The organism is Roseobacter sp. HKCCD7870, from assembly GCF_037830315.1.
In the GTDB taxonomy this organism is placed as follows: Bacteria; Pseudomonadota; Alphaproteobacteria; order Rhodobacterales; family Rhodobacteraceae; genus M30B80.
In genome coordinates this window covers 667,923-686,620 of the sequence record NZ_JBBLYO010000001.1, presented here as the reverse complement: position 1 = coordinate 686,620, position 18,698 = coordinate 667,923, and the positions used below count along the sequence as shown (strand labels likewise).

20 protein-coding genes are annotated in these 18,698 nt (G+C 57.3%); 12 read left to right on the top strand and 8 right to left on the bottom strand.

What is annotated here, in order from left to right:
- Positions 1 to 22 precede the first annotated feature (22 nt).
- Positions 23 to 1,738 (top strand): SulP family inorganic anion transporter, encoded by a 1,716-nt coding sequence (locus AAC637_RS03525; RefSeq protein ID WP_340302332.1) that lies wholly within the window; start codon positions 23 to 25, stop codon positions 1,736 to 1,738.
- A 26-nt stretch (positions 1,739 to 1,764) separates the two neighbouring features.
- Here AAC637_RS03525 and irrA read toward each other — a convergent pair whose 3' ends face one another.
- Positions 1,765 to 2,199, bottom strand: coding sequence for an iron response transcriptional regulator IrrA (gene irrA / locus AAC637_RS03520; RefSeq protein ID WP_340303134.1), 435 nt, complete (start codon positions 2,197 to 2,199; stop codon positions 1,765 to 1,767).
- A gap of 255 nt (positions 2,200 to 2,454) precedes the next feature.
- Between irrA and fabA the strand changes: the two genes are divergently transcribed.
- Genes fabA through AAC637_RS03505 form a run of 3 tightly spaced genes read left to right on the top strand, consistent with a single transcriptional unit; the run spans position 2,455 to position 5,025 of the window.
- Positions 2,455 to 2,964 (top strand): bifunctional 3-hydroxydecanoyl-ACP dehydratase/trans-2-decenoyl-ACP isomerase, encoded by a 510-nt coding sequence (fabA, locus tag AAC637_RS03515; RefSeq protein WP_340297054.1) that lies wholly within the window; start codon positions 2,455 to 2,457, stop codon positions 2,962 to 2,964.
- 36 nt (positions 2,965 to 3,000) lie between these two features.
- Positions 3,001 to 4,230, top strand: coding sequence for a beta-ketoacyl-ACP synthase I (gene fabB / locus AAC637_RS03510; protein ID WP_340302331.1), 1,230 nt, complete (start codon positions 3,001 to 3,003; stop codon positions 4,228 to 4,230).
- Between the two features lie 6 nt (positions 4,231 to 4,236).
- A complete protein-coding gene (locus AAC637_RS03505) occupies positions 4,237 to 5,025 on the top strand; it encodes an enoyl-ACP reductase FabI (protein WP_340302330.1) in 789 nt (262 codons plus the stop codon).
- A 138-nt stretch (positions 5,026 to 5,163) separates the two neighbouring features.
- Here AAC637_RS03505 and AAC637_RS03500 read toward each other — a convergent pair whose 3' ends face one another.
- A complete protein-coding gene (locus AAC637_RS03500; protein WP_340302329.1) occupies positions 5,164 to 5,592 on the bottom strand; it encodes an FKBP-type peptidyl-prolyl cis-trans isomerase in 429 nt (142 codons plus the stop codon).
- 191 nt (positions 5,593 to 5,783) lie between these two features.
- Between AAC637_RS03500 and AAC637_RS03495 the strand changes: the two genes are divergently transcribed.
- Positions 5,784 to 6,626, top strand: a complete 843-nt coding sequence (locus tag AAC637_RS03495; RefSeq protein WP_340302328.1) for an alpha/beta fold hydrolase — start codon at positions 5,784 to 5,786, stop codon at positions 6,624 to 6,626.
- Entirely contained in the window at positions 6,623 to 7,594 is a 972-nt protein-coding gene (locus tag AAC637_RS03490; RefSeq protein WP_340302327.1) for a threonine ammonia-lyase, read from the top strand. The genes AAC637_RS03495 and AAC637_RS03490 overlap by 4 nt, the downstream gene beginning before the upstream one ends.
- On the opposite strand, the gene AAC637_RS03485 is transcribed toward AAC637_RS03490, so the two are convergent.
- From AAC637_RS03485 to AAC637_RS03465, 5 genes are all read right to left on the bottom strand, one after another.
- Positions 7,583 to 8,800 (bottom strand): TCR/Tet family MFS transporter, encoded by a 1,218-nt coding sequence (locus AAC637_RS03485; protein ID WP_340302326.1) that lies wholly within the window; start codon positions 8,798 to 8,800, stop codon positions 7,583 to 7,585. The genes AAC637_RS03490 and AAC637_RS03485 overlap by 12 nt on opposite strands.
- A 36-nt stretch (positions 8,801 to 8,836) precedes the next feature.
- Positions 8,837 to 9,652 (bottom strand): 3-oxoadipate enol-lactonase, encoded by an 816-nt coding sequence (gene pcaD, locus AAC637_RS03480; protein ID WP_340302325.1) that lies wholly within the window; start codon positions 9,650 to 9,652, stop codon positions 8,837 to 8,839.
- The gene (locus tag AAC637_RS03475) at positions 9,636 to 10,403 is read right to left on the bottom strand and encodes a FadR/GntR family transcriptional regulator (protein ID WP_340251753.1); all 768 of its coding nucleotides are present in this window, start codon (positions 10,401 to 10,403) and stop codon (positions 9,636 to 9,638) included. Before AAC637_RS03475 ends, pcaD begins: the two co-directional genes overlap by 17 nt.
- A 67-nt stretch (positions 10,404 to 10,470) precedes the next feature.
- The gene (locus tag AAC637_RS03470) at positions 10,471 to 11,145 is read right to left on the bottom strand and encodes an OmpA family protein (RefSeq protein WP_340302324.1); all 675 of its coding nucleotides are present in this window, start codon (positions 11,143 to 11,145) and stop codon (positions 10,471 to 10,473) included.
- Between the two features lie 121 nt (positions 11,146 to 11,266).
- Entirely contained in the window at positions 11,267 to 12,115 is an 849-nt protein-coding gene (locus tag AAC637_RS03465; RefSeq protein ID WP_340302323.1) for a methylated-DNA--[protein]-cysteine S-methyltransferase, read from the bottom strand.
- Between the two features lie 137 nt (positions 12,116 to 12,252).
- On the opposite strand from AAC637_RS03465, the gene nth reads away from it, so the two are divergent.
- Genes nth through AAC637_RS03445 form a run of 4 tightly spaced genes read left to right on the top strand, consistent with a single transcriptional unit; the run spans position 12,253 to position 14,513 of the window.
- Positions 12,253 to 12,897 (top strand): endonuclease III, encoded by a 645-nt coding sequence (nth, locus tag AAC637_RS03460; protein WP_340302322.1) that lies wholly within the window; start codon positions 12,253 to 12,255, stop codon positions 12,895 to 12,897.
- Positions 12,894 to 13,889 (top strand): adenosine kinase, encoded by a 996-nt coding sequence (locus tag AAC637_RS03455; RefSeq protein WP_340302321.1) that lies wholly within the window; start codon positions 12,894 to 12,896, stop codon positions 13,887 to 13,889. The genes nth and AAC637_RS03455 overlap by 4 nt, the downstream gene beginning before the upstream one ends.
- A 46-nt stretch (positions 13,890 to 13,935) precedes the next feature.
- Positions 13,936 to 14,088, top strand: coding sequence for a DUF5928 domain-containing protein (locus tag AAC637_RS03450; RefSeq protein ID WP_340297037.1), 153 nt, complete (start codon positions 13,936 to 13,938; stop codon positions 14,086 to 14,088).
- 38 nt (positions 14,089 to 14,126) lie between these two features.
- Positions 14,127 to 14,513, top strand: coding sequence for a histidine triad nucleotide-binding protein (locus AAC637_RS03445; RefSeq protein ID WP_340251741.1), 387 nt, complete (start codon positions 14,127 to 14,129; stop codon positions 14,511 to 14,513).
- On the opposite strand, the gene AAC637_RS03440 is transcribed toward AAC637_RS03445, so the two are convergent.
- Complete coding sequence (locus AAC637_RS03440) at positions 14,505 to 15,440, bottom strand: ABC transporter ATP-binding protein (RefSeq protein WP_340302320.1); 936 nt, start codon at positions 15,438 to 15,440, stop codon at positions 14,505 to 14,507. The two genes, AAC637_RS03445 and AAC637_RS03440, sit on opposite strands and share 9 nt — an antisense overlap.
- Before the next feature lie 129 nt (positions 15,441 to 15,569).
- Between AAC637_RS03440 and AAC637_RS03435 the strand changes: the two genes are divergently transcribed.
- Both AAC637_RS03435 and polA read left to right on the top strand, forming a co-directional pair.
- Positions 15,570 to 15,755: a zinc-finger domain-containing protein gene (locus tag AAC637_RS03435; RefSeq protein ID WP_340251735.1), complete on the top strand. Its 186-nt coding sequence runs from the start codon at positions 15,570 to 15,572 to the stop codon at positions 15,753 to 15,755.
- Between the two features lie 81 nt (positions 15,756 to 15,836).
- Entirely contained in the window at positions 15,837 to 18,650 is a 2,814-nt protein-coding gene (gene polA, locus AAC637_RS03430) for a DNA polymerase I (protein ID WP_340302319.1), read from the top strand.
- Positions 18,651 to 18,698: the final 48 nt, after the last annotated feature.

Here is an 18,698-nt window from a genome sequence, read left to right as displayed (position 1 = left end):
CTAGACGACAGGCAATTGTCCCATGAAGAAGCTCTCCCGTTACCTCCCCGTCCTTGATTGGGGGCGGACATATAATTCTAACGCCTTTTCCAATGATATGATTGCGGCGGTGATCGTGACGATCATGCTGATCCCGCAATCGCTGGCTTATGCGCTTTTGGCGGGCTTGCCGCCTGAGGCGGGGATTTATGCCTCGATCGCGCCCATCATTCTTTATGCCATTTTCGGCACAAGCCGCGCTTTGGCGGTTGGCCCTGTGGCGGTGGTGTCCTTGATGACCGCTGCTGCCGTTGGACAGGTCGCCGAGGCGGGCACAATGGGCTATGCCATGGCGGCCTTAAGCCTTGCGATGCTGTCGGGCGCGATGCTGCTATTTTTGGGCATTTTCCGCCTTGGGTTCTTGGCCAACTTTCTCAGCCATCCTGTGATCGCAGGGTTTATCACCGCCTCTGGCATCTTGATTGCGGCAAGCCAGTTCAAACATATCATCGGCGTGCAGGCCAGCGGCCATACATTGGTTGAAATGGTCATTTCCTTGGTCGAGCATCTTGGTCAGATCAACCCGATCACTGTGGTGATTGGTGTGTCGGCGACCGCGTTTTTGTTTTGGGTGCGCAAGGGCCTGAAGCCGCGGCTTTTGGTCATGGGAATGGCGCCGCGCATGGTAGATATTGCGCAAAAAGCGGGGCCTGTTGCGGCCGTCGTTGTGACAACGCTTACCACTTGGGCCTTTGGGTTGGCGGATCACGGCGTTGCGATTGTGGGGGATGTGCCCCAAAGCCTGCCACCCTTGACCCTGCCTGATCTGTCGCCAACACTGTTGGGGCAATTATTTGTGCCCGCGCTGTTGATCTCGATTATTGGGTTTGTTGAATCGATTTCGGTCGCACAGACTCTTGCCGCCAAAAAGCGGCAGCGCATCAATCCCGACCAAGAATTAATTGGCCTTGGTGCGGCCAATTTGGGCGCGGCCTTCACGGGGGGCTATCCTGTGACGGGTGGTTTCGCCCGTTCGGTGGTCAATTTTGATGCAGGGGCTGAGACACCAGCGGCAGGGGCTTATACGGCGGTGGGGTTGGCCATTGCGGCCGTGGCATTGACGCCACTGGTATTTTTCCTCCCCAAAGCCACGCTTGCGGCCACGATCATTGTCGCGGTGCTGAGCCTTGTCGATTTGTCAATTTTGAAAAAAACATGGGGCTATTCCTTTGCTGATTTTGCGGCGGTGGCTGCAACCATTGTGTTGACCTTGGGCTTTGGCGTTGAAACGGGGGTTTCGGCAGGGGTTATTTTGTCAATCTTGCTGCACCTTTATAAAACTTCGCGCCCCCATGTGGCCGAAGTGGGCCTTGTTCCGGGAACGCAGCATTTTCGCAATATCAACCGCCACAAGGTTGAGACGGCGGATAGCCTTTTGACCATTCGGATTGACGAGTCGCTATATTTCGCCAATGCCCGCTTCCTTGAAGATTTGGTGCTGGATCGCGTGGTCGAGGATTGCCCGATCAAGGATGTGGTGCTGATGTGTTCTGCGGTGAACGAGATTGATATGTCCGCGCTAGAAACCCTTGAGGCGTTAAACACCCGCCTCAGTGACATGGGCGTGCGGCTGCATATGTCCGAAGTGAAAGGGCCTGTCACTGACCGCCTCAAGCGCAGCCATTTTCTGGATGAATTGTCAGGCGAATTGTTCCTGTCGCAATATGATGCGTGGGTCAAACTCTCGGGCAAAGCATGACAGCGTGCCTCAGGGCGGCGGGAGGATTACTCCGCCGCTTGTGCTGGGGTTTTGCGCAGACGGATCACGACATCCAATTTGGATATTTCATAACCCTCGGGCAAATCGGGCAGGGCCGTGACCTTTAATTGGCCCGCAGGCGCATCTTCAAGCTGACCTGTTTCTTCCATGAAGAAATGCGGATGGTCATCCATGCGGGTGTCAAAATAGCTGCGCGCGCCATCCACGATAACCTCGCGCATCAGCCCTGAATCGCAAAAGGCCCGCAAGGTGTTGTAGACGGTCGCAAGGGACACTGGATCACCCGCCGCTTGGGCCGCTGCGTGCAAGCCTTCAGCCGTCACATGGCGATGATGACCATCTCCCACCAGCAAAGTCGCAAGCGAAAGGCGCTGACGGGTCGGGCGGAGTGCCGCCTGTGCCAGCCAGTTTGTGCTGCGCTCTAGGGCTTCGGGTGTCATCATTGGTCAATGTCCTGCCAGTTCTGGTTGTAATATATGCCCTAAGGTGTAGGTTTTTCAATTCGTTTGTCGAAATTGACGCAGTTGGGCGTCAAGTGGCAGGAAAAAACCTTAGGCAAGCTGTCGCAAAATCGTTACCTTTGCTGCGCGCTGCCCTTGCATGGGGTGCAAACGCAATGGTAAGTCGAATAAACACGATCGGACAGGCCGCCCCTCGCGGGTGCTCGGCAAAAATAAGCAGGGGAGGCAGAGCATATGTCGCAATATCCGACACGCTTTGACAGAGATGATCTATTGAAATGCGCGCGCGGCGAATTGTTTGGGCCTGGCAACGCGCAATTGCCCGAGCCGCCGATGCTGATGATGGATCGCATCACCGATATTTCCGAAGATGGCGGCGCACATGGCAAGGGCCATGTGGTTGCAGAATTCGACATCAAGCCAGATCTTTGGTTTTTCGACTGCCATTTTCCCAATAACCCAATCATGCCGGGCTGCCTCGGTCTTGATGGCCTGTGGCAATTGACGGGCTTCAATCTTGGTTGGCGCGGATGGCAGGGGCGCGGATATGCGCTTGGCGTGGGTGAGGTGAAACTGACGGGTATGGTGCGCCCTGATCGCAAAATGCTGACCTATCATGTAGATTTCACCAAAGCCGTGCAAACGCGGCGTCTGACAATGGGTGTCGCCGATGGTCGGGTTGAGGCCGATGGTGAGGTGATTTACCAAGTCAAAGATATGAAAGTCGCCCTTTCAGAAAGCTGATTGGAAGCGGTTCGAATACGCAAGAAGGAGCTTTGAATGCGCCGCGTTGTCGTTACGGGATTGGGCATTGTCTCACCCATCGGGAATAATGCCCAAGAGGTTTCCGCGGCTTTGAAAGCGGGGCAGTCTGGGGTTGAATTCAATCCTGATATGGCCGAGCGCGGGTTTCGAAGCCATGTCTCGGGCACGCTGAAAATTGATGTGACCGAACATGTCGATAAACGCGCCTTGCGCTTTATGGGGCCGGGCGCCGCCTATGCGCATATCGCGATGGCGCAAGCCATTGCGGATGCAGGCCTGTCTGAGGCCGACGTTGTGAATGAACGCACAGGTCTAATCGCAGGCTCGGGCGGGCCATCCACCAGCGCCATGTTGGCTGCGCATCAAACAGTGCTGAATTCGGGCGCAACCAAGCGCATTGGGCCGTTTGCCGTGCCCAAATGCATGTCCTCGACCATCTCGGCAAATCTTTCGACCGCCTATCAGATCAAGGGGATCAATTATTCGATCACTTCGGCCTGTTCGACCAGTTTGCATTGCATCGGGGTCGCAGCTGAACAAATCATGATGGGCAAGCAAGATGTGATGTTTGCAGGTGGCGCGGAAGAATTGGAGTGGACCTTGTCCTGTCTCTTTGACGCCATGGGGGCGATGTCCTCAAAATATAATGACACACCCACAAAAGCGAGCCGCGCCTTTGATGCAGACCGTGATGGTTTCGTGATTGCAGGGGGCGGCGGCATCGTTGTTTTGGAAAGCCTTGATCACGCGCTGGCGCGCGGTGCCAAAATCTATGCCGAGGTCACGGGATTTGCCGCAACATCGGATGGGCATGACATGGTTGCCCCATCGGGCGAAGGCGGCGAGCGCGCGATGCGTCTTGCGCTGCAATCCCTTCCTGAGGGGCGCAAGGTCAGCTATATCAACGCGCATGGCACATCCACACCCGTGGGGGATGTGGGCGAGGTTCAGGCGGTGCGCCGCGTCTTTGGCGAGGGCCAGACCCCGCCAATTTCCTCGACCAAATCCATGACGGGCCACAGCCAAGGGGCCACCGGCGCGCAGGAAGCGATCTATTGCTTGCTGATGTTGGATCAAGATTTCATTGCGCCTTCGATCAATGTGGAAACCCTTGATCCCAATTTGCACCCAAGTGAGATTGCCACCACACTTGTTGAGGCGGCAAATCTGGATACGGTGATGACCAATTCATTTGGCTTTGGCGGCACCAATGGCTCGATGCTGTTGTCGCGCTATCGGGGGTAGGGGATTATGGCGGATTTGATGAAGGGTAAGCGCGGCCTGATTATGGGGGTAGCGAATGATCGCTCTATCGCATGGGGCATTGCCAAGGCCATGGCAGATGAGGGCGCCGAGCTTGCCTTTAGCTATCAGGGCGAGGCCTTCGGCAAACGTGTCGAACCGCTTGCCGCATCCGTTGGGTCGGACATTTTGATTGATGTTGATGTGACCAATGATGCCTCGATGGAGGGGGCATTTGCGGCACTCAAAGAGAAATGGGGCACACTCGATTTCGTGGTTCATGCCATCGCTTTTTCGGATAAGTCCGAATTGACGGGGCGGTTTTCCGATACAAGCCGTACGAATTTCTCGAATTCCTTGGAAATCTCTTGCTACTCTTTCATTGATGTCGCCCGCCGCGCATCGGAATTGATGCCTGAGGGTGGCACATTGTTGACACTGACCTATCAAGGTTCAAACCGCGTGACGCCATTTTACAACGTGATGGGCGTGGCCAAGGCGGCCTTAGAAAGTGCTGTGCGCTACTTGGCCAATGACCTTGGCCCGCAAAATATCCGCGTCAATGCCATAAGCCCAGGCCCAATGAAAACCTTGGCAGGGGCCGCAATTGGGGGCGCGCGGAAAACCTTTAAGACGACCGAGCTGAACGCACCCTTGCGCGCCAATGCCACGCTAGAGGCGGTTGGGGGAACGGCGGTCTACCTCGCCTCTGACTATGGGGCCTGCACCACGGGCGAGATTGTGCGCGTGGATGGCGGCTATCACGTTCTGGGCATGGCGCAGCCTGAGAATTTGTGACGAAGGGTAAAATATGATCGGCTCGGGCGGGTGTTGGGCCGCCCTTCGGCTGATTTTGAGACGCGTTAGAAACGGCGCGCTGCATTAAAAAACCGCCCCTGCATCTGGGGGCGGTTTTGTTTTTCTCATCAGCCTAAATTAGGCGATTTCGACCAATTCCACGGCAAAGGTCAAATCCTTGCCTGCCAGTGGGTGGTTTGCGTCTAGGGTGACTTCTTCATCGGTGACCGAGGTCACTGTGACGGGGATCGTCTGGCCGTCCGGGGTTTGCACTTGCAGGCCACCACCCACTTCAAGGGTGATTTCAGCAGGGATTTGCGCCCGTGGCACAGCCTGAACCGCCTCGGGGCGGTGGTCGCCATAGGCCTCAGCCGCAGCGATGGTCACCGATTTCTTTTCGCCTTGGCTCATGCCCGTGATGGCCGCGTCTAGACCTGCGATGATCTGACCTGAGCCAAGCGTAAAGCGCAGCGGATCGCGCCCTTCGGAACTGTCAAACTGGCTGCCATCGGCCAAGGTGCCTGTGTAATGAATGGCGACTGTATCGCCTGCTTTCGCCTGCGTCATGGCTGTCCTTTCGGATATTTTTGGGGAAATGAATGTCACGGGGCCGCATCTTTGCAGGTGCCCGTATTGGGTTCTGTCTCAACTTAGGCGTTTCTACCCCAGAGTGAAACCCCGTTGGTGAATTTTGCGATTGTGCACGCGAAGGCGGCTGATACTCTGACCCCGTAGATGCGCGAGAGGGGGGGTATCTGATGGGCGAAACGGCCTATGTGACCGCCAAAGATGGGTTGAGCCTTGCCTATGATGACACGGGCGGGGCGGGGCCTGTTCTGCTCTGTGTTGCTGGGCTGACGCGTAATCGCGAGGATTTTGATTTTGTGGTGCGCGATTTTCGCGATCAGGCGCGCATCATTCGCCTTGATTTTCGGGGGCGGGGCGGGTCGGATTATGCGGATCCCGCCACCTACACCCCTTTGCAAGAGGCCGAAGATGTCGTGACCCTGCTGGATCATTTGGGACTTGCGCAAGCGGCGATATTGGGCACCTCGCGCGGGGGGATTGTGGCGATGATCATGGGGCTTACGGCGCGCGCACGGCTCAGCGGTGTTTGCCTCAACGATATTGGCCCCGAAATTATGCCCGAAGGGTTGTCCGCGATCATGGGTTATATTGGCCGCAGACCCAAGTTTCGCAGTTTGGCCGAGGCGGCGGCGGCCATGCCTGATCTGCACCCCAGTTTCCGCAATGTGCCCTCTGAAACATGGGCCGCCCATGTGGCGCGGCTGTGGCGCGAGGATGAGGCGGGACTGCATCTGCGCTATGATCCGCGCCTGCGCGAGGCGGTTGTGCCCGCCTTTGCCGCTGATGCCAAGCCCATTGATCTTTGGCCCTGTTTCGATGCTTTGGCCGCGCTGCCCCTTGCGCTGATCCGTGGGGCAGGGTCAAATATTCTATCGTGGGAGGTCGCCGAAAAAATGCGCGCTCGCAGGCCCGATATGATTTACGCTGACCTGCCTGATCGTGGTCATGTTCCCTTTCTCGATGAACCCGCATCACAGGCGGTGATATCCCAATTTCTGAAGGAGATCGCATGAGCGACATCGCGCAAATCCGTGCCGCTGCTGCCCGCGCTAAGGGCCATGTGCGTCAAACCCCGCTCTTATCCGCGCCCGCCCTAGATGACATTGCGGGGCGTAGGGTTTTTGCAAAGGCCGAGGTTTTGCAACTGACAGGCAGTTTTAAGTTTCGCGGGGCGTGGTCTGCCGTCTCGAATTTACCCCCTGCAGAGCGCGCCAAAGGGGTGCTTGCCTTTTCATCGGGCAATCATGCGCAAGGTGTGGCCTATGCCGCCGCGCTGCATGGGGTGCAGGCCACCATCATCATGCCCGCCGATGCGCCACAGGCCAAGATCGACAATACGCGCTTTTATGGGGCCGAGGTGATCCTTTATGACCGCAAAGGGGGGGAGGATCGCAATGTGATCGGTGCGCGCCTGCAAGAAGAGCGCGGCCTGCCTTTGATCAAACCCTTTGACAATGCAGATGTGATTGCGGGGCAGGGCACCTGCGGGCTTGAGATTGCCCAACAGGCGCGCGAGGCGGGTATCGAGCAGGCCGAGGTTCTGGCCTGTTGCGGGGGTGGCGGGCTTTCTGCGGGGATTGCCTTGGCGCTTGAGGCGGATGCACCACGAATGCGCCTGCGCACAGCCGAGCCAGAAGGGTTTGATGACACAGCCCGCAGTCTGGCTGCGGGCGAGATTTGCCGCAACACGGGGCCAGAAGCAGGGCTTTGTGATGCGATTGTCACCCCTGCGCCAGGGCAGTTGACCTTTCCCATCCTTAACCGCTTGGCAGGGGCGGGGATCGTGGTCAGCGATGACGAGGTGCGCGCTGCCATGCGCGCGGCCTATGCGCATTTGAAACTGGTGGTTGAACCCGGCGGCGCTGTGGCTTTAGCCGCTGCACTCTATCAAGGGGCCGAGTTGGACGGCGACACGGCCATAGTCACCCTGTCAGGGGGCAACGTTGATCCTGATCTCTTTGCCGATATTTTACGCGGCTGAGGTTGTGATCCCGCGTCCCTTGCTGATGAAGATCAAGAGGGACGCCACCATCAGCAGGCTTGACACCAAGAAGGCCGCGCCCGGCAGGTAAAGATTAGCCGCTTCGCGAGTGAACCAGAAAAAGGCTTGGGTCATGACAAGGGGCGAGATGATCATCGACAAGGCGGAGCAGGAAGCAAGCACGCCTTGCAACGCCCCTTGTTGATCCGCCCCTGCCGCGCGGGACATCAGCGCCTGCATCGCAGGGGCCACCACCGCGCCCACGGATGAGATCGGGATCAACACCCAAACCATCCATGCCTCAGGCGCAAACCCGTAGCCCCAAAGCGATAGAATATTCAGGATCAAGCCATATCGCACCGCGCGCGCCTCGCCTAAAAAGGATAGGATAGGTCGGATCAATGCGCCTTGTGTAACAGCAATGGCCACGCCATAGGCCGCCAATGAGGCCCCGATCAGGCCAGTATCCCATCCAAAGGCGGCTTGGGTGTAATAGGCCCAGATCGTGGGGTAGACGAAATTTGAAATTTGATAAGCCAACATCACGGCCAAAAGCGGGGCGAGATTTGGCAACGCCCCAATTTCCATGATGCCGCCCAAAGGGTTGGCCCGTGCCCATTTGAAGGCGCGGCGATTTTCGGCCCGCAGCGTTTCTGGTGCTACGAAAATCCCAAAGATCAGGTTCAATCCAGCCAGAAGGGCTGCCGCATAAAACGGCGCGCGCGGATCAAGCCCGCCTAAAATACCGCCCAGAACGGGGCCCAAAATAAAGCCCATCCCAAACCCTGCCGAGATCAGGCCAAAATTCTGCGCGCGTTTTTCAGTGGGGGAAATATCGGCCATATAGGCAAGGGCGGTGGCGTGGGTTGCAGCGGCAATGCCTGCAATAATCCGCCCCAAGAACAGCAACCAAATCGAATTGGCTTGCGACATGATCAGATAATCCACCGTCATCACCAAAAGCGAGATCAGCAAAATGGGGCGGCGGCCAAATCGGTCGGACAGATTGCCAATGATGGGGGAAAAGATGAATTGCATCACCGCATAAGAGGCTGACAAGATGCCCCCCCAAATCGCGGCATCAGAGAGGGTGATCCCCTGCACTTCCTCAATAAGATCTGGCATGACAGGCAAGATCAGTCCGATGCCCATGGCATCAAGCGTCACAGTGATCATGATAAAGGTAAGCGACAGGCGCATTGTCATAGCCCCCTCATGCGAGGGGGAGTGCGACTTGTCAAGCTAGGTTGACAGGTGGCCTGTGGCCGCAATGAAATCTGTGATCAAGGCAGCATAATCTTCGGGCGCCTCGATAGGGGGCAAATGTCCTGCATTGCGCATCAATTCAAACCGCGCGCCGTGGATGAGATCCGCCATCTCGCGCATCAGATCGGGCGGGGTTGATCCATCTTCGGCCCCCGCAATGACAAGGGTCTGGAGGCGCAAAGCGGCGGTGGTGGTGTAAAAATCACTGCCTGATATGGCCTCGGCCCCGGCGAGATAGCCTCTTAGGGAGACATTTTTCAGGCCTTGCTCAAAAGCTGCGTGTCCCCCTCTGGCGCGAAAGGCGCGGGTGAACCAACGCTCTATCAAGGCGGGGGCTGCGGCCGCCATGCCGCCCTTGGCGATTGTGGCAATGCGGGACTGCCACATCTCGCGCGTGCCGATTTTGGTGGCTGTATTCGACAGGATAAGTGCGCGAATGAGGTCAAGCCGCTTTGCCGCCAATCCTTGCGCTACCATTCCCCCAAGAGACAGACCCAAGAACATCACCTCAGAAAGCCCCAATTCATCCAACAATGCCTCAGCATCGCGGATCAGCATCCCCATGGAATAGGGGCCGTCTGGAATATCGCTCTGGCCATGGCCGCGCATATCATAGGCGATGATCTGCAAACCTTCGGGCAAATGCGGAATCACCCCATCCCAAAGCCGCGTGCTGCACCCCAAGCCGTGACATAGCACAAGCGCGGGGGCCTGATCGCTGCCCCATCGCTCAACATGATGGCGCACCCCGTTCAGGGTCAAATCGAAGTCGGTGTTATCTTTCGCGTTCATGGTCATAGCGCAATTTGGCGATTTGTTCATTGGCTTCGGCCTTTTGTTGCCGATGCAAATCTTCTTCGACATAGGTCAGATGGTGGCGGATGGCGGACCGCGCCGCCTCGCCATCGCGGGCTTGGATCGCATCATTGATCGCGCGGTGATGATCGAGCAGCAAATCGCGCGTTGTGCGTTGCTTGAACATGACCGAGCGGTTGTAAAACACACCTTCGCGCAGCAGATCAAACATAGAGCGCATCATATGGAGCATGATGACATTGTGACTGGCTTCAATGATCGCCATATGAAATTGCGCATCAAGATCAGCCTCATCCGCAGGGTTGCGCTTGGAATGGGCAGCTTCCATTTTGCGAAATACGGTGTCGATCACTTTGAGGTCAGTGTCCGAGGCAAATTGTGCGGCGCGTTCTGCGGCCAAAGCCTCCATATCTCGGCGGAAGGCCACATAGTCAAACACCGCCTCTGGGTGGCTGCCAAACAGGCGGATCAGGGCAGGTGAGAACGCAGACCCCAAGACATCGGCGACATAAATCCCTGCGCCTGCGCGGGTTGCCAGAAGGCCGCGATCTTGCAAATCGGCAATCGCTTCGCGCAGCGAGGGGCGCGAAACCCCAAGCCGCTCTGACAATTCCCGCTCAGATGGCAGCCGTTCACCAGGGCGTAATATGCCGCGCAAGATCAGCATTTCTATCTGGCGCTGCACAGAATGCGACAGTTTTTCGGCTTCGATCCGTTGAAATGGCATCCGCGCGCCCCTCCCTGATTGGTCAATTTATATGACCAGACAGGGCGCGGGGCAAGGAATTAGCACCTCATTGGGTGCTGGGGCGAATAAAGATTTCTACGCGGCGGTTTTGCTGCCGTCCCTCAGGGGTCAGGTTCGAGGCGACTGGTTCAGTTTCGCCACGGCCAAAACTGCGCACGCGCCAAGGGGCAATCCCCTCTTCAAGCAAGACGCCCGCAACCGCGCTCGCACGGCGCGAGGACAGATCCATATTATAGCCAGACGACCCCGTATTATCGGTGTGACCGATCACATCAACAGTCGTGTCAGGATAGGTTTGAAGGTTCTGCGCCAAGGCTCGCAAATCCGATTGCAGCATGGCCCGAATGGCGGCGCTGTCCGTGTCGAACAAGATGCCCTCGGGCAAGGTGACAATCAATTCGTCACCTGTGTTCTGGATCATGATGTTTTCATTATCCATCTGCGCCCGCAGATCAGCCGCTTGGCGATCTAGCATTGACCCAATCCCTGCACCAATTGCAGCCCCCGCTGCCGCACCGATCACGGTATCGCGGCGGCTGTTTTCTCCGTCACGGGTCGCGCCCAGAAAGCCGCCCAACATCGCGCCTACAATCGCCCCGTCACGGGTGCGGTTGGCGTTTGGATCAGCGGCGGTGCTTTGGACACAGCCACTCAACACAAGGGCAACCGCGCTCAATACGCCCAGAGATTTCACGCGCAGGCCTGCAGTCTGTTGCGCCATGGAACACCTTCTTTCTTGGTTATTTGCTCGTGCGTCCATCATAGCTTTGCGCCGCAGCAAAAGAAAGCGGGCAAGCTTGCAATCGGCAAAGCCTCGCGCAGACGTGAGAGGCGCGTGAGCTTTAGCCTTGCGCCTCAAAGGCGGCGGTTTCCCATGCCAACATCGCGCGTTTGACGGGCAGGCCCCAATGATAGCCCCCCATCTCGCCCGATTTGCGCAAGGCGCGATGGCAGGGAATAAGCAGCGAGATGGGATTGCGCCCCACCGCCGTGCCAACCGCCCTGACCGCCTTTGGCGCGCCAATGGCTGCTGCAATTTCGGAATAGGTGGTGACATGGCCTGCGGGCACATTCATCAGCGCCTCCCAAACTTTGATCTGAAACGGGGCGCCTATTAGGTGCAAAGACGCCTCGCCCTTGGCGCTTAGGGCGGCATTGGCCCATGGGGCGATGGCCGCTTGGTCGTGCTGCAAATCGGCTTTGGGCCAACGTCTTGCCATATCCGCCAAACAGGCCGCTGCTCCCATCTCAGCGGCAAAGCCAAGCCCGCAAATCCCGCGATCTGATGCAACGATCAAAGCGGGGCCAAAGGCGCTGTCAAACCATCCGTAGCGCAGGGTCAGGCCCGCGCCGCCTTTGGCATAGTCACCGGGGGCCATGGCCTCCCATCGCAGGAATAAGTCATAAAGCCTACCCGTGCCAGAAAGCCCCGTCAGCACAGCTGTTTCAAGCGTGCTGTGGCGCGTGGTCAAAAGCGATTTCGCATGGCCAAGCGTCAGGAATTGCGCATAGCGCTTGGGTGAGATGCCCGCATAGCGCGAAAAGACCCGCTGCAAATGCGCAGGGCTTAGCCCGATTTTAGCGGCCAGATGGTCAAGGTTACTGGCCACAGCAGGGTTTTCATCAATCAGGGCGATGGCGCGGGCAATGACGCCATAGTGATACTCGGTTTCACTGTCGGTGGTCTTCATCGCGCGGCTTCGTCCCTATTTGCTCTGATGTGCCTACACTAAACCTACGCGAGGCTTTGGTGCCGCGCGACCCGAAACTTGCGCAAAAGCCCTTCAACAGGGCTTGCGCCCGCGCGCCCCAATCGCCACAAGAGGCCATGGCACGCCAATTGGATTACAGCACCCTTGTCGAAATCTTTTCCCGCTTTGAGGCGGCTGAACCCGAACCCAAGGGCGAGCTTCACCATGTCAATGTCTACACGCTTTTAGTGGCCGTTGCCCTTTCCGCACAGGCCACAGATGCGGGCGTGAACCGCGCCACTGCAAAGCTCTTTCAGATAGCGGATACGCCGCAGAAAATGCTGGAGCTGGGCGAAGCGGGGCTGATTGAACATATCAAGACCATCGGGCTTTATCGCAACAAGGCCAAGAATGTGATCAAAATGGCGCAAATCTTGGTGGAAGAATATGATGGTGTCGTGCCTGCCTCGCGCGCCGCGCTTCAGGCGTTGCCAGGGGTAGGGCGCAAAACCGCGAATGTGGTCTTGAACATGTGGTGGCGGCAGCCCGCGCAGGCGGTGGATACGCATATTTTCCGCGTGGGCAATCGAACGGGCATTGCCGTTGGCAAATCGGTCGATGCGGTTGAGCGCGCGATTGAGGATCATGTCCCCGCCCCATACCAACTGCACGCCCATCACTGGCTGATATTGCATGGTCGCTATATCTGCGTGGCGCGCAAACCCAAATGCGGGGCGTGCCCGGTCAAAGACTTGTGTCAATTCGAGGAAAAAACCCAATGAGCAATACCTATGATCTGGTCGGCATCGGGAATGCCATTGTTGATGTGATCGCACATGGCAATGACGCGTTTTTGGCTGACATGGGAATTGACAAGGGCATCATGCAATTGATCGACAAGGATCGCGCCGAGACGCTTTATGCCGCGATGACGGATCGTGTGCAGACCGCTGGCGGATCGGTGGCCAATACAATCGCAGGTGCTGCCAGTTTGGGGCTGAAAACTGCGTTTTTGGGTAAGGTCAAAGACGATGAGTTGGGCCGATTTTACGCCGATGGCATGCGTGCCGATGGCAGCGATTTTCCCAACCCGCCCGTGGCAGACATGGATTTGCCCCCCACATCGCGCTCGATGATTTTTGTCTCATCAGATGGTGAGCGCTCGATGAATACATATCTTGGGGCAGGCGCTGATTTTAACGAGGCGGATGTGGATGTCGACACTGCCAAAGCCGCGCGCTGGATGTTTTTGGAGGGCTATCTCTATGACAAACCCGAAGGCAAGTCCGCCTTTACCCTTGCAGGTCAGGCCTGCCGCGCGGGCGGGGGCAAAGTGGGGATCACCCTGTCTGATCCGTTTTGTGTGGACAGGCACCGCGATGATTTTCGCAACCTGATTGCGCAAGGTATGGATTTCACCATTGGCAACCATGAAGAATGGCTGTCGCTCTATCAGACCAGCGATCTTGACGCGGCCTTGGCCGAGGCCGCGGGGGCGTGTAGGCTGATTGTCTGCACCCATTCGGGCGAGGCGGTGAAGATCATCCACCAAGGCACGCGTTGCGAGGTTGCTGTAACCCCCGTCACCCCTGTGGATGCAACTGGAGCGGGCGACCAATTCGCCGCGGGGTTCTTGGGCGGGATGGCGATGGATGTTGGCATTGCGCGCGCAGGCGAGATGGGTGTGGCTGCGGCGGCAGAGGTGATCGCCCAAATCGGCCCGCGCCCCAAGCGCAGCCTGCGTGCGGTATTCGCCGATCAAAACTTGATCTGATCAATCGCCCAGTTTGGCGTGCACCTCGTCTAGATCAATCTCGCCAATGGGCATCTTATTGGCAGGGTTTGATCCGCATTACATCATCCGTCAATCACGCAATAGCGATGAGAACTTGCAGGCGCTTGCGCAATTCTTCACCATATCGCAGGAACAGGCGCAGGGGCTGTTGAACACGCCGCATTTGTTTGACGACTAACCCCTGCCAAAGCCAAAGCCAAAAGGGGGCCGCAAAATATGCCGCATGAGTACGATCCGCAGAATATCTTTGCCAAAATCCTGCGCGGGGAGATTCCAAACAACACGGTCGCTGAGACTGATCATTGTTTGGCCTTTCACGATATCGGACCACAGGCGCCGACCCATATTCTGGTGATCCCCAAAGGGGCCTATGTGACCTATGATGATTTTGCACAAAACGCGTCAGACGCGGAAATCTTGGATTTTGTGCGCCTAACGGGGCGGCTGTGCAAAGAGCTTGGCCTGTCCTTGGCTGAAGGCGGGCAGGGCTATCGCGTCATCTCCAACGCGGGCGATCATGGTGGACAAGAAGTGCCGCATTATCACCTGCATCTTTTGGGTGGGGCGGCTTTGGGGCCCTTATTGGCGAAGCGCTCAGGCTGATTGCGTGAGCGAGACAAAGACATCTTGCAAATCGGGTTCTTGGGTTTTCACGTCACGAATGCCCACGCCCGCAACCCGCAGACTGTCTAAAATCGCCGCAGGGCTAGTTTTGGCGCGGCTATAGCTAAAGACCAATGCACCATCGCTGCGCCGCTCAAGGGTTACGCCTTGCGGGGCGGTGACAGCATCGCTTGGCCCTTCTGGCAAGATCACAAGGCTTTTTTGATCCATCTGCGCCAGTAAGTTTTCGGTGCGGTCGCGCGCGATCACCACGCCCTGGTTGATGATGGCGATTTCATCGCACATCTCCTCAGCTTCTTCGAGGTAATGGGTGGTCAGAATGATGGTCATGCCGCGCTCTTCATTCAGGCGACGCACATTGGCCCATAACATTTGACGTAATTCAATATCGACCCCTGCGGTTGGTTCATCCAAAACCAGCACATGGGGGTTGTGTATCAATGCCTTGCCAAGGAGCAATCTGCGCCGCATCCCGCCAGAGAGGGTGCGGGCATAGGCTTCGGCCTTATCCTCAAGCCCAATGAGGCGCAAAACCCCCTCAACATCGCGTTGCGATTTTGGCATTCCATACAAGCCTGCCTGCACATCCAATGCCGCGCGGGGGGTGAAAAACGGGTCGATGTTCAATTCTTGGGGCATCACCCCGATAGAGGCGCGCGATTGGCGGGGGTTTTTGTCCTGATCAAACCCCCAAATTGTCACTTGGCCTGAGGTCTTGGTTACAAGCCCCGCCAGAATGTTGATCATCGTGGATTTGCCCGCGCCATTTGGCCCCAAAAGCCCAAAAATAGACCCTCGTGGAATGTCGAGATCAACGCCCTTCAGCGCCTCTTTGGCAGGGCTGCGCGCAGTGGCCGCGTAGGTCTTACGCAAATTGCGCAACTCGATGGCGTTTTCGCGTGGCATTGTCCTGTCTCCTCTTGCCCGATGGGAGGCAAACTGCGATATGAGGCAGATGTAAGCCTATGCTACGGCTAGGGCAAGCAGCCCGCGTGCGCACCGCGCGCAGACAGACAGGACAGGAGGAACGGCTCAATGACCATGGACGCCCCAGAAACCGAGATTGTCAGCCAATGGCGTGTGGCCTGCGATGGCGGGCAGGGCGCCTTGGGTCATCCACGGGTGTGGCTGTCCATTCCGCATGAAACGGGCCGTGTCGAATGTGGCTATTGCGACAAAATGTTCATTCACGAAAGCGCCGCCAAAAAGGCCAAGTCCTAAGCACCGCTTTCGGGTCGCATCCGCTCTGATGCTGCGCTAGAACAGGGGAAGCAAGACCCCAGAAACAAGCGCGGTGTGAATATGAGCGGATTTAGCAAAGGGTGCCACCTTCATCTCGTTGATGGCTCGGCCTTTATTTTTCGGGCCTATCATGCGCTGCCGCCGCTGACGCGCAAATCCGATGGCCTGCCCATTGGGGCGGTGTCGGGCTTTTGCAATATGCTTTTGAAAATGATTGTCGAGAATGGCGGCTCTGACGGGCCGACCCATGCGGCGGTGGTGTTTGACAAAGGCAGCCACACGTTCCGCAATGATCTATACGATCTCTACAAAGCCAATCGTGATGCCATGCCCGAGGATTTGCGCCCGCAAATGCCGCTGACCCGCGAAGCCACGCGGGCCTTTAACCTCGCCTGTCTGGAGTTGGAGGGATACGAGGCGGATGACATCATCGCCACCCTTGCGCGGCAAGCGCGCGAGGCAGGGGGGCGCTGCACGATTATCTCATCGGATAAAGACTTGATGCAGCTTGTCGGCGGTGGGGTCGAGATGTTCGATGCGATGAAAAATGCGCGCATTGATGCTGACGGTGTTTTTGCAAAATTTGGGGTCGGGCCTGAGCGGGTGATTGATGTGCAATCCTTGGCGGGGGATAGTGTTGACAATATTCCCGGGGCGCCTGGCATCGGGATAAAAACAGCCGCGCTTTTGATCAATGAATATGGCGATTTAGACACGCTTTTGGCGCGGGCCGAGGAAATCAAACAGCCCAAGCGGCGCGAGGCGTTGATTGAGTTTGCCGATCAAATTCGATTGTCGCGGCAATTGGTCAGTCTCGATGCTCAAGTGCCGCTTGAAATCACCCTTGACGATTTAGAGGTTAAAGACCCCGAACCAGAGACGCTGATGCAATTTCTGGCCGCGATGGAGTTTCGCAGCCTGACCAAGCGTGTCGCGGATCATTTGGGGGTTGAGGCCCCTGAAATTCAGGCGAGTGCCGCGGCCCCTGCGCCTGCGGGCGGGGCGGCCTCCGCCGCACCAGAATTCCCTGCCTTTGATCATGGCCAGTATGAGACAATCACAACGCTTGAGGCGCTTACCCCATGGCTTGAGGCGGCGCGCGCGCAAGGGTTCATTGCGATTGATACCGAGACAACCGCCCTAGATGAGATGCGCGCCGAATTGGTTGGCGTGTCCTTGGCCACCAAGGCAGGGCGCGCCTGTTATATCCCTCTGCAACACCGCGCAGGCGGGGATGATCTCTTTGGCAGCGCCGCATTGGTCGAGGGGCAAATGCCGCTTGCCACAGCCCTAGATGCATTGCGGCCCGTGTTCGAGGATGAGTCCATCGTCAAAATCGGGCAAAATATGAAATATGACGCGAAAATCTTGGCCCGATACGGGATCAAGGTCGCGCCAATTGATGACACAATGCTGATGTCTTATGCGCTGCATGGCGGGTTGCACGGGCATGGGATGGATGCGCTCTCTGCGCGCTATCTCGATCAAGAACCGATCCCGATTAAAACCCTGCTTGGGGCGGGCAAGGCCGCAATCACCTTTGACTTGGTCAAGATTGAAGATGCAGCCCCCTATGCGGCGGAGGATGCCGATATCACCTTGCGCCTGTGGCAGGTGTTCAAGCCTCAGTTGCATCAGGTGCAGGTGACACGGGTTTATGAAACGCTCGAACGCCCACTTGTGCCCGTTTTGGCGCGTATGGAAATGGCAGGGGTCTGCGTTGACCGCGATGTGCTGAGCCGTATGTCCAACGCCTTTGCGCAGAAAATGGCGGCGCTCGAGGCCGAAGCGCATGAATTGGCGGGCGAGGCGTTCAATCTGGCGAGCCCCAAACAACTTGGTGAAATCTTGTTCGACAAGATGGGCCTTGAAGGGGGCAAAAAGGGCAAGACGGGGGCCTATTCCACGGGGGCGGATATCCTCGAAGATCTCGCCGCCGCGGGTCACGAATTGCCTGCGCGCCTTTTGGATTGGCGCCAGATTGCCAAGCTGAAATCGACCTATACCGATGCGTTGCAAGATCATATCAACCCCGAAACGGGCCGCGTGCATACCTCTTACGTCATTGCGGGCGCGAATACAGGCCGTCTGGCCTCAACCGATCCGAACCTACAAAATATTCCCATCCGCAGCGAAGAAGGTCGCCGCATCCGCGAGGCTTTTGTGGCCCCTGAGGGGCGCGTTTTGGTCAGTTTGGATTACAGCCAAATTGAATTGCGCATTTTGGCCGAGATTGCGGGAATTGATGCACTCAAACAGGCCTTTCGCGAAGGGCAAGACATTCACGCCGCAACAGCGTCTGAAATGTTCGGCATCCCACTGGATCAAATGACCTCGGACATTCGCCGTCAGGCCAAGGCAATCAATTTTGGGGTCATTTATGGCATTTCTGGCTTTGGTCTTGCGCGCAATTTGCGGATACCACGCGCTGAGGCGCAAGGGTTTATCGACCGCTATTTTGAGCGTTTCCCGGGCATCCGTGATTATATGACCGCGACCAAGGAATTCGCCAAATCGCACCGCTATGTGCAGACCTTGTTTGGCCGCAAAATTCATACACCTGATATCGAGGCGAAAGGCCCCGCCGTAGGCTTTGCGCAGCGCGCTGCCATCAACGCGCCCATCCAAGGCACCGCGGCCGATATCATCCGCCGCGCGATGATCCGCATGGATCAGGCAATCGCAGATTTGCCTGCAACCATGTTGTTGCAGGTGCATGATGAATTGGTCTTTGAGGTGGATGAGGGCGCGGTGGACGCCCTGATTGCCCGCGCCCGCGATGTTATGGAAAGCGCGGCAAGCCCTGTTTTGCATCTATCTGTGCCGTTGGTCGTGGATGCAGGGCAGGGTAAAAATTGGGCCGAGGCGCATTGAGGGGGCGCACAAATCGGCCGCGCCCCCGCAAGACGCTTGAGGGGCCAA

Coding starts and splice junctions, on each gene's coding strand:
- fabA (WP_340297054.1), top strand. CDS start 2,455: ATGTCGCAATATCCGACACGCTTTGACAGAGATGATCTATTGAAATGC.
- AAC637_RS03485 (WP_340302326.1), bottom strand. CDS start 8,800: ATGACAATGCGCCTGTCGCTTACCTTTATCATGATCACTGTGACGCTT.
- fabB (WP_340302331.1), top strand. CDS start 3,001: ATGCGCCGCGTTGTCGTTACGGGATTGGGCATTGTCTCACCCATCGGG.
- AAC637_RS03475 (WP_340251753.1), bottom strand. CDS start 10,403: ATGCCATTTCAACGGATCGAAGCCGAAAAACTGTCGCATTCTGTGCAG.
- AAC637_RS03440 (WP_340302320.1), bottom strand. CDS start 15,440: ATGCCACGCGAAAACGCCATCGAGTTGCGCAATTTGCGTAAGACCTAC.
- AAC637_RS03490 (WP_340302327.1), top strand. CDS start 6,623: ATGAGCGACATCGCGCAAATCCGTGCCGCTGCTGCCCGCGCTAAGGGC.
- AAC637_RS03505 (WP_340302330.1), top strand. CDS start 4,237: ATGGCGGATTTGATGAAGGGTAAGCGCGGCCTGATTATGGGGGTAGCG.
- AAC637_RS03465 (WP_340302323.1), bottom strand. CDS start 12,115: ATGAAGACCACCGACAGTGAAACCGAGTATCACTATGGCGTCATTGCC.
- AAC637_RS03445 (WP_340251741.1), top strand. CDS start 14,127: ATGCCGCATGAGTACGATCCGCAGAATATCTTTGCCAAAATCCTGCGC.
- polA (WP_340302319.1), top strand. CDS start 15,837: ATGAGCGGATTTAGCAAAGGGTGCCACCTTCATCTCGTTGATGGCTCG.
- AAC637_RS03525 (WP_340302332.1), top strand. CDS start 23: ATGAAGAAGCTCTCCCGTTACCTCCCCGTCCTTGATTGGGGGCGGACA.
- AAC637_RS03450 (WP_340297037.1), top strand. CDS start 13,936: ATGGGCATCTTATTGGCAGGGTTTGATCCGCATTACATCATCCGTCAA.
- AAC637_RS03495 (WP_340302328.1), top strand. CDS start 5,784: ATGGGCGAAACGGCCTATGTGACCGCCAAAGATGGGTTGAGCCTTGCC.
- irrA (WP_340303134.1), bottom strand. CDS start 2,199: ATGACACCCGAAGCCCTAGAGCGCAGCACAAACTGGCTGGCACAGGCG.
- pcaD (WP_340302325.1), bottom strand. CDS start 9,652: ATGAACGCGAAAGATAACACCGACTTCGATTTGACCCTGAACGGGGTG.
- AAC637_RS03470 (WP_340302324.1), bottom strand. CDS start 11,145: ATGGCGCAACAGACTGCAGGCCTGCGCGTGAAATCTCTGGGCGTATTG.
- AAC637_RS03500 (WP_340302329.1), bottom strand. CDS start 5,592: ATGACGCAGGCGAAAGCAGGCGATACAGTCGCCATTCATTACACAGGC.
- AAC637_RS03455 (WP_340302321.1), top strand. CDS start 12,894: ATGAGCAATACCTATGATCTGGTCGGCATCGGGAATGCCATTGTTGAT.
- nth (WP_340302322.1), top strand. CDS start 12,253: ATGGCACGCCAATTGGATTACAGCACCCTTGTCGAAATCTTTTCCCGC.
- AAC637_RS03435 (WP_340251735.1), top strand. CDS start 15,570: ATGACCATGGACGCCCCAGAAACCGAGATTGTCAGCCAATGGCGTGTG.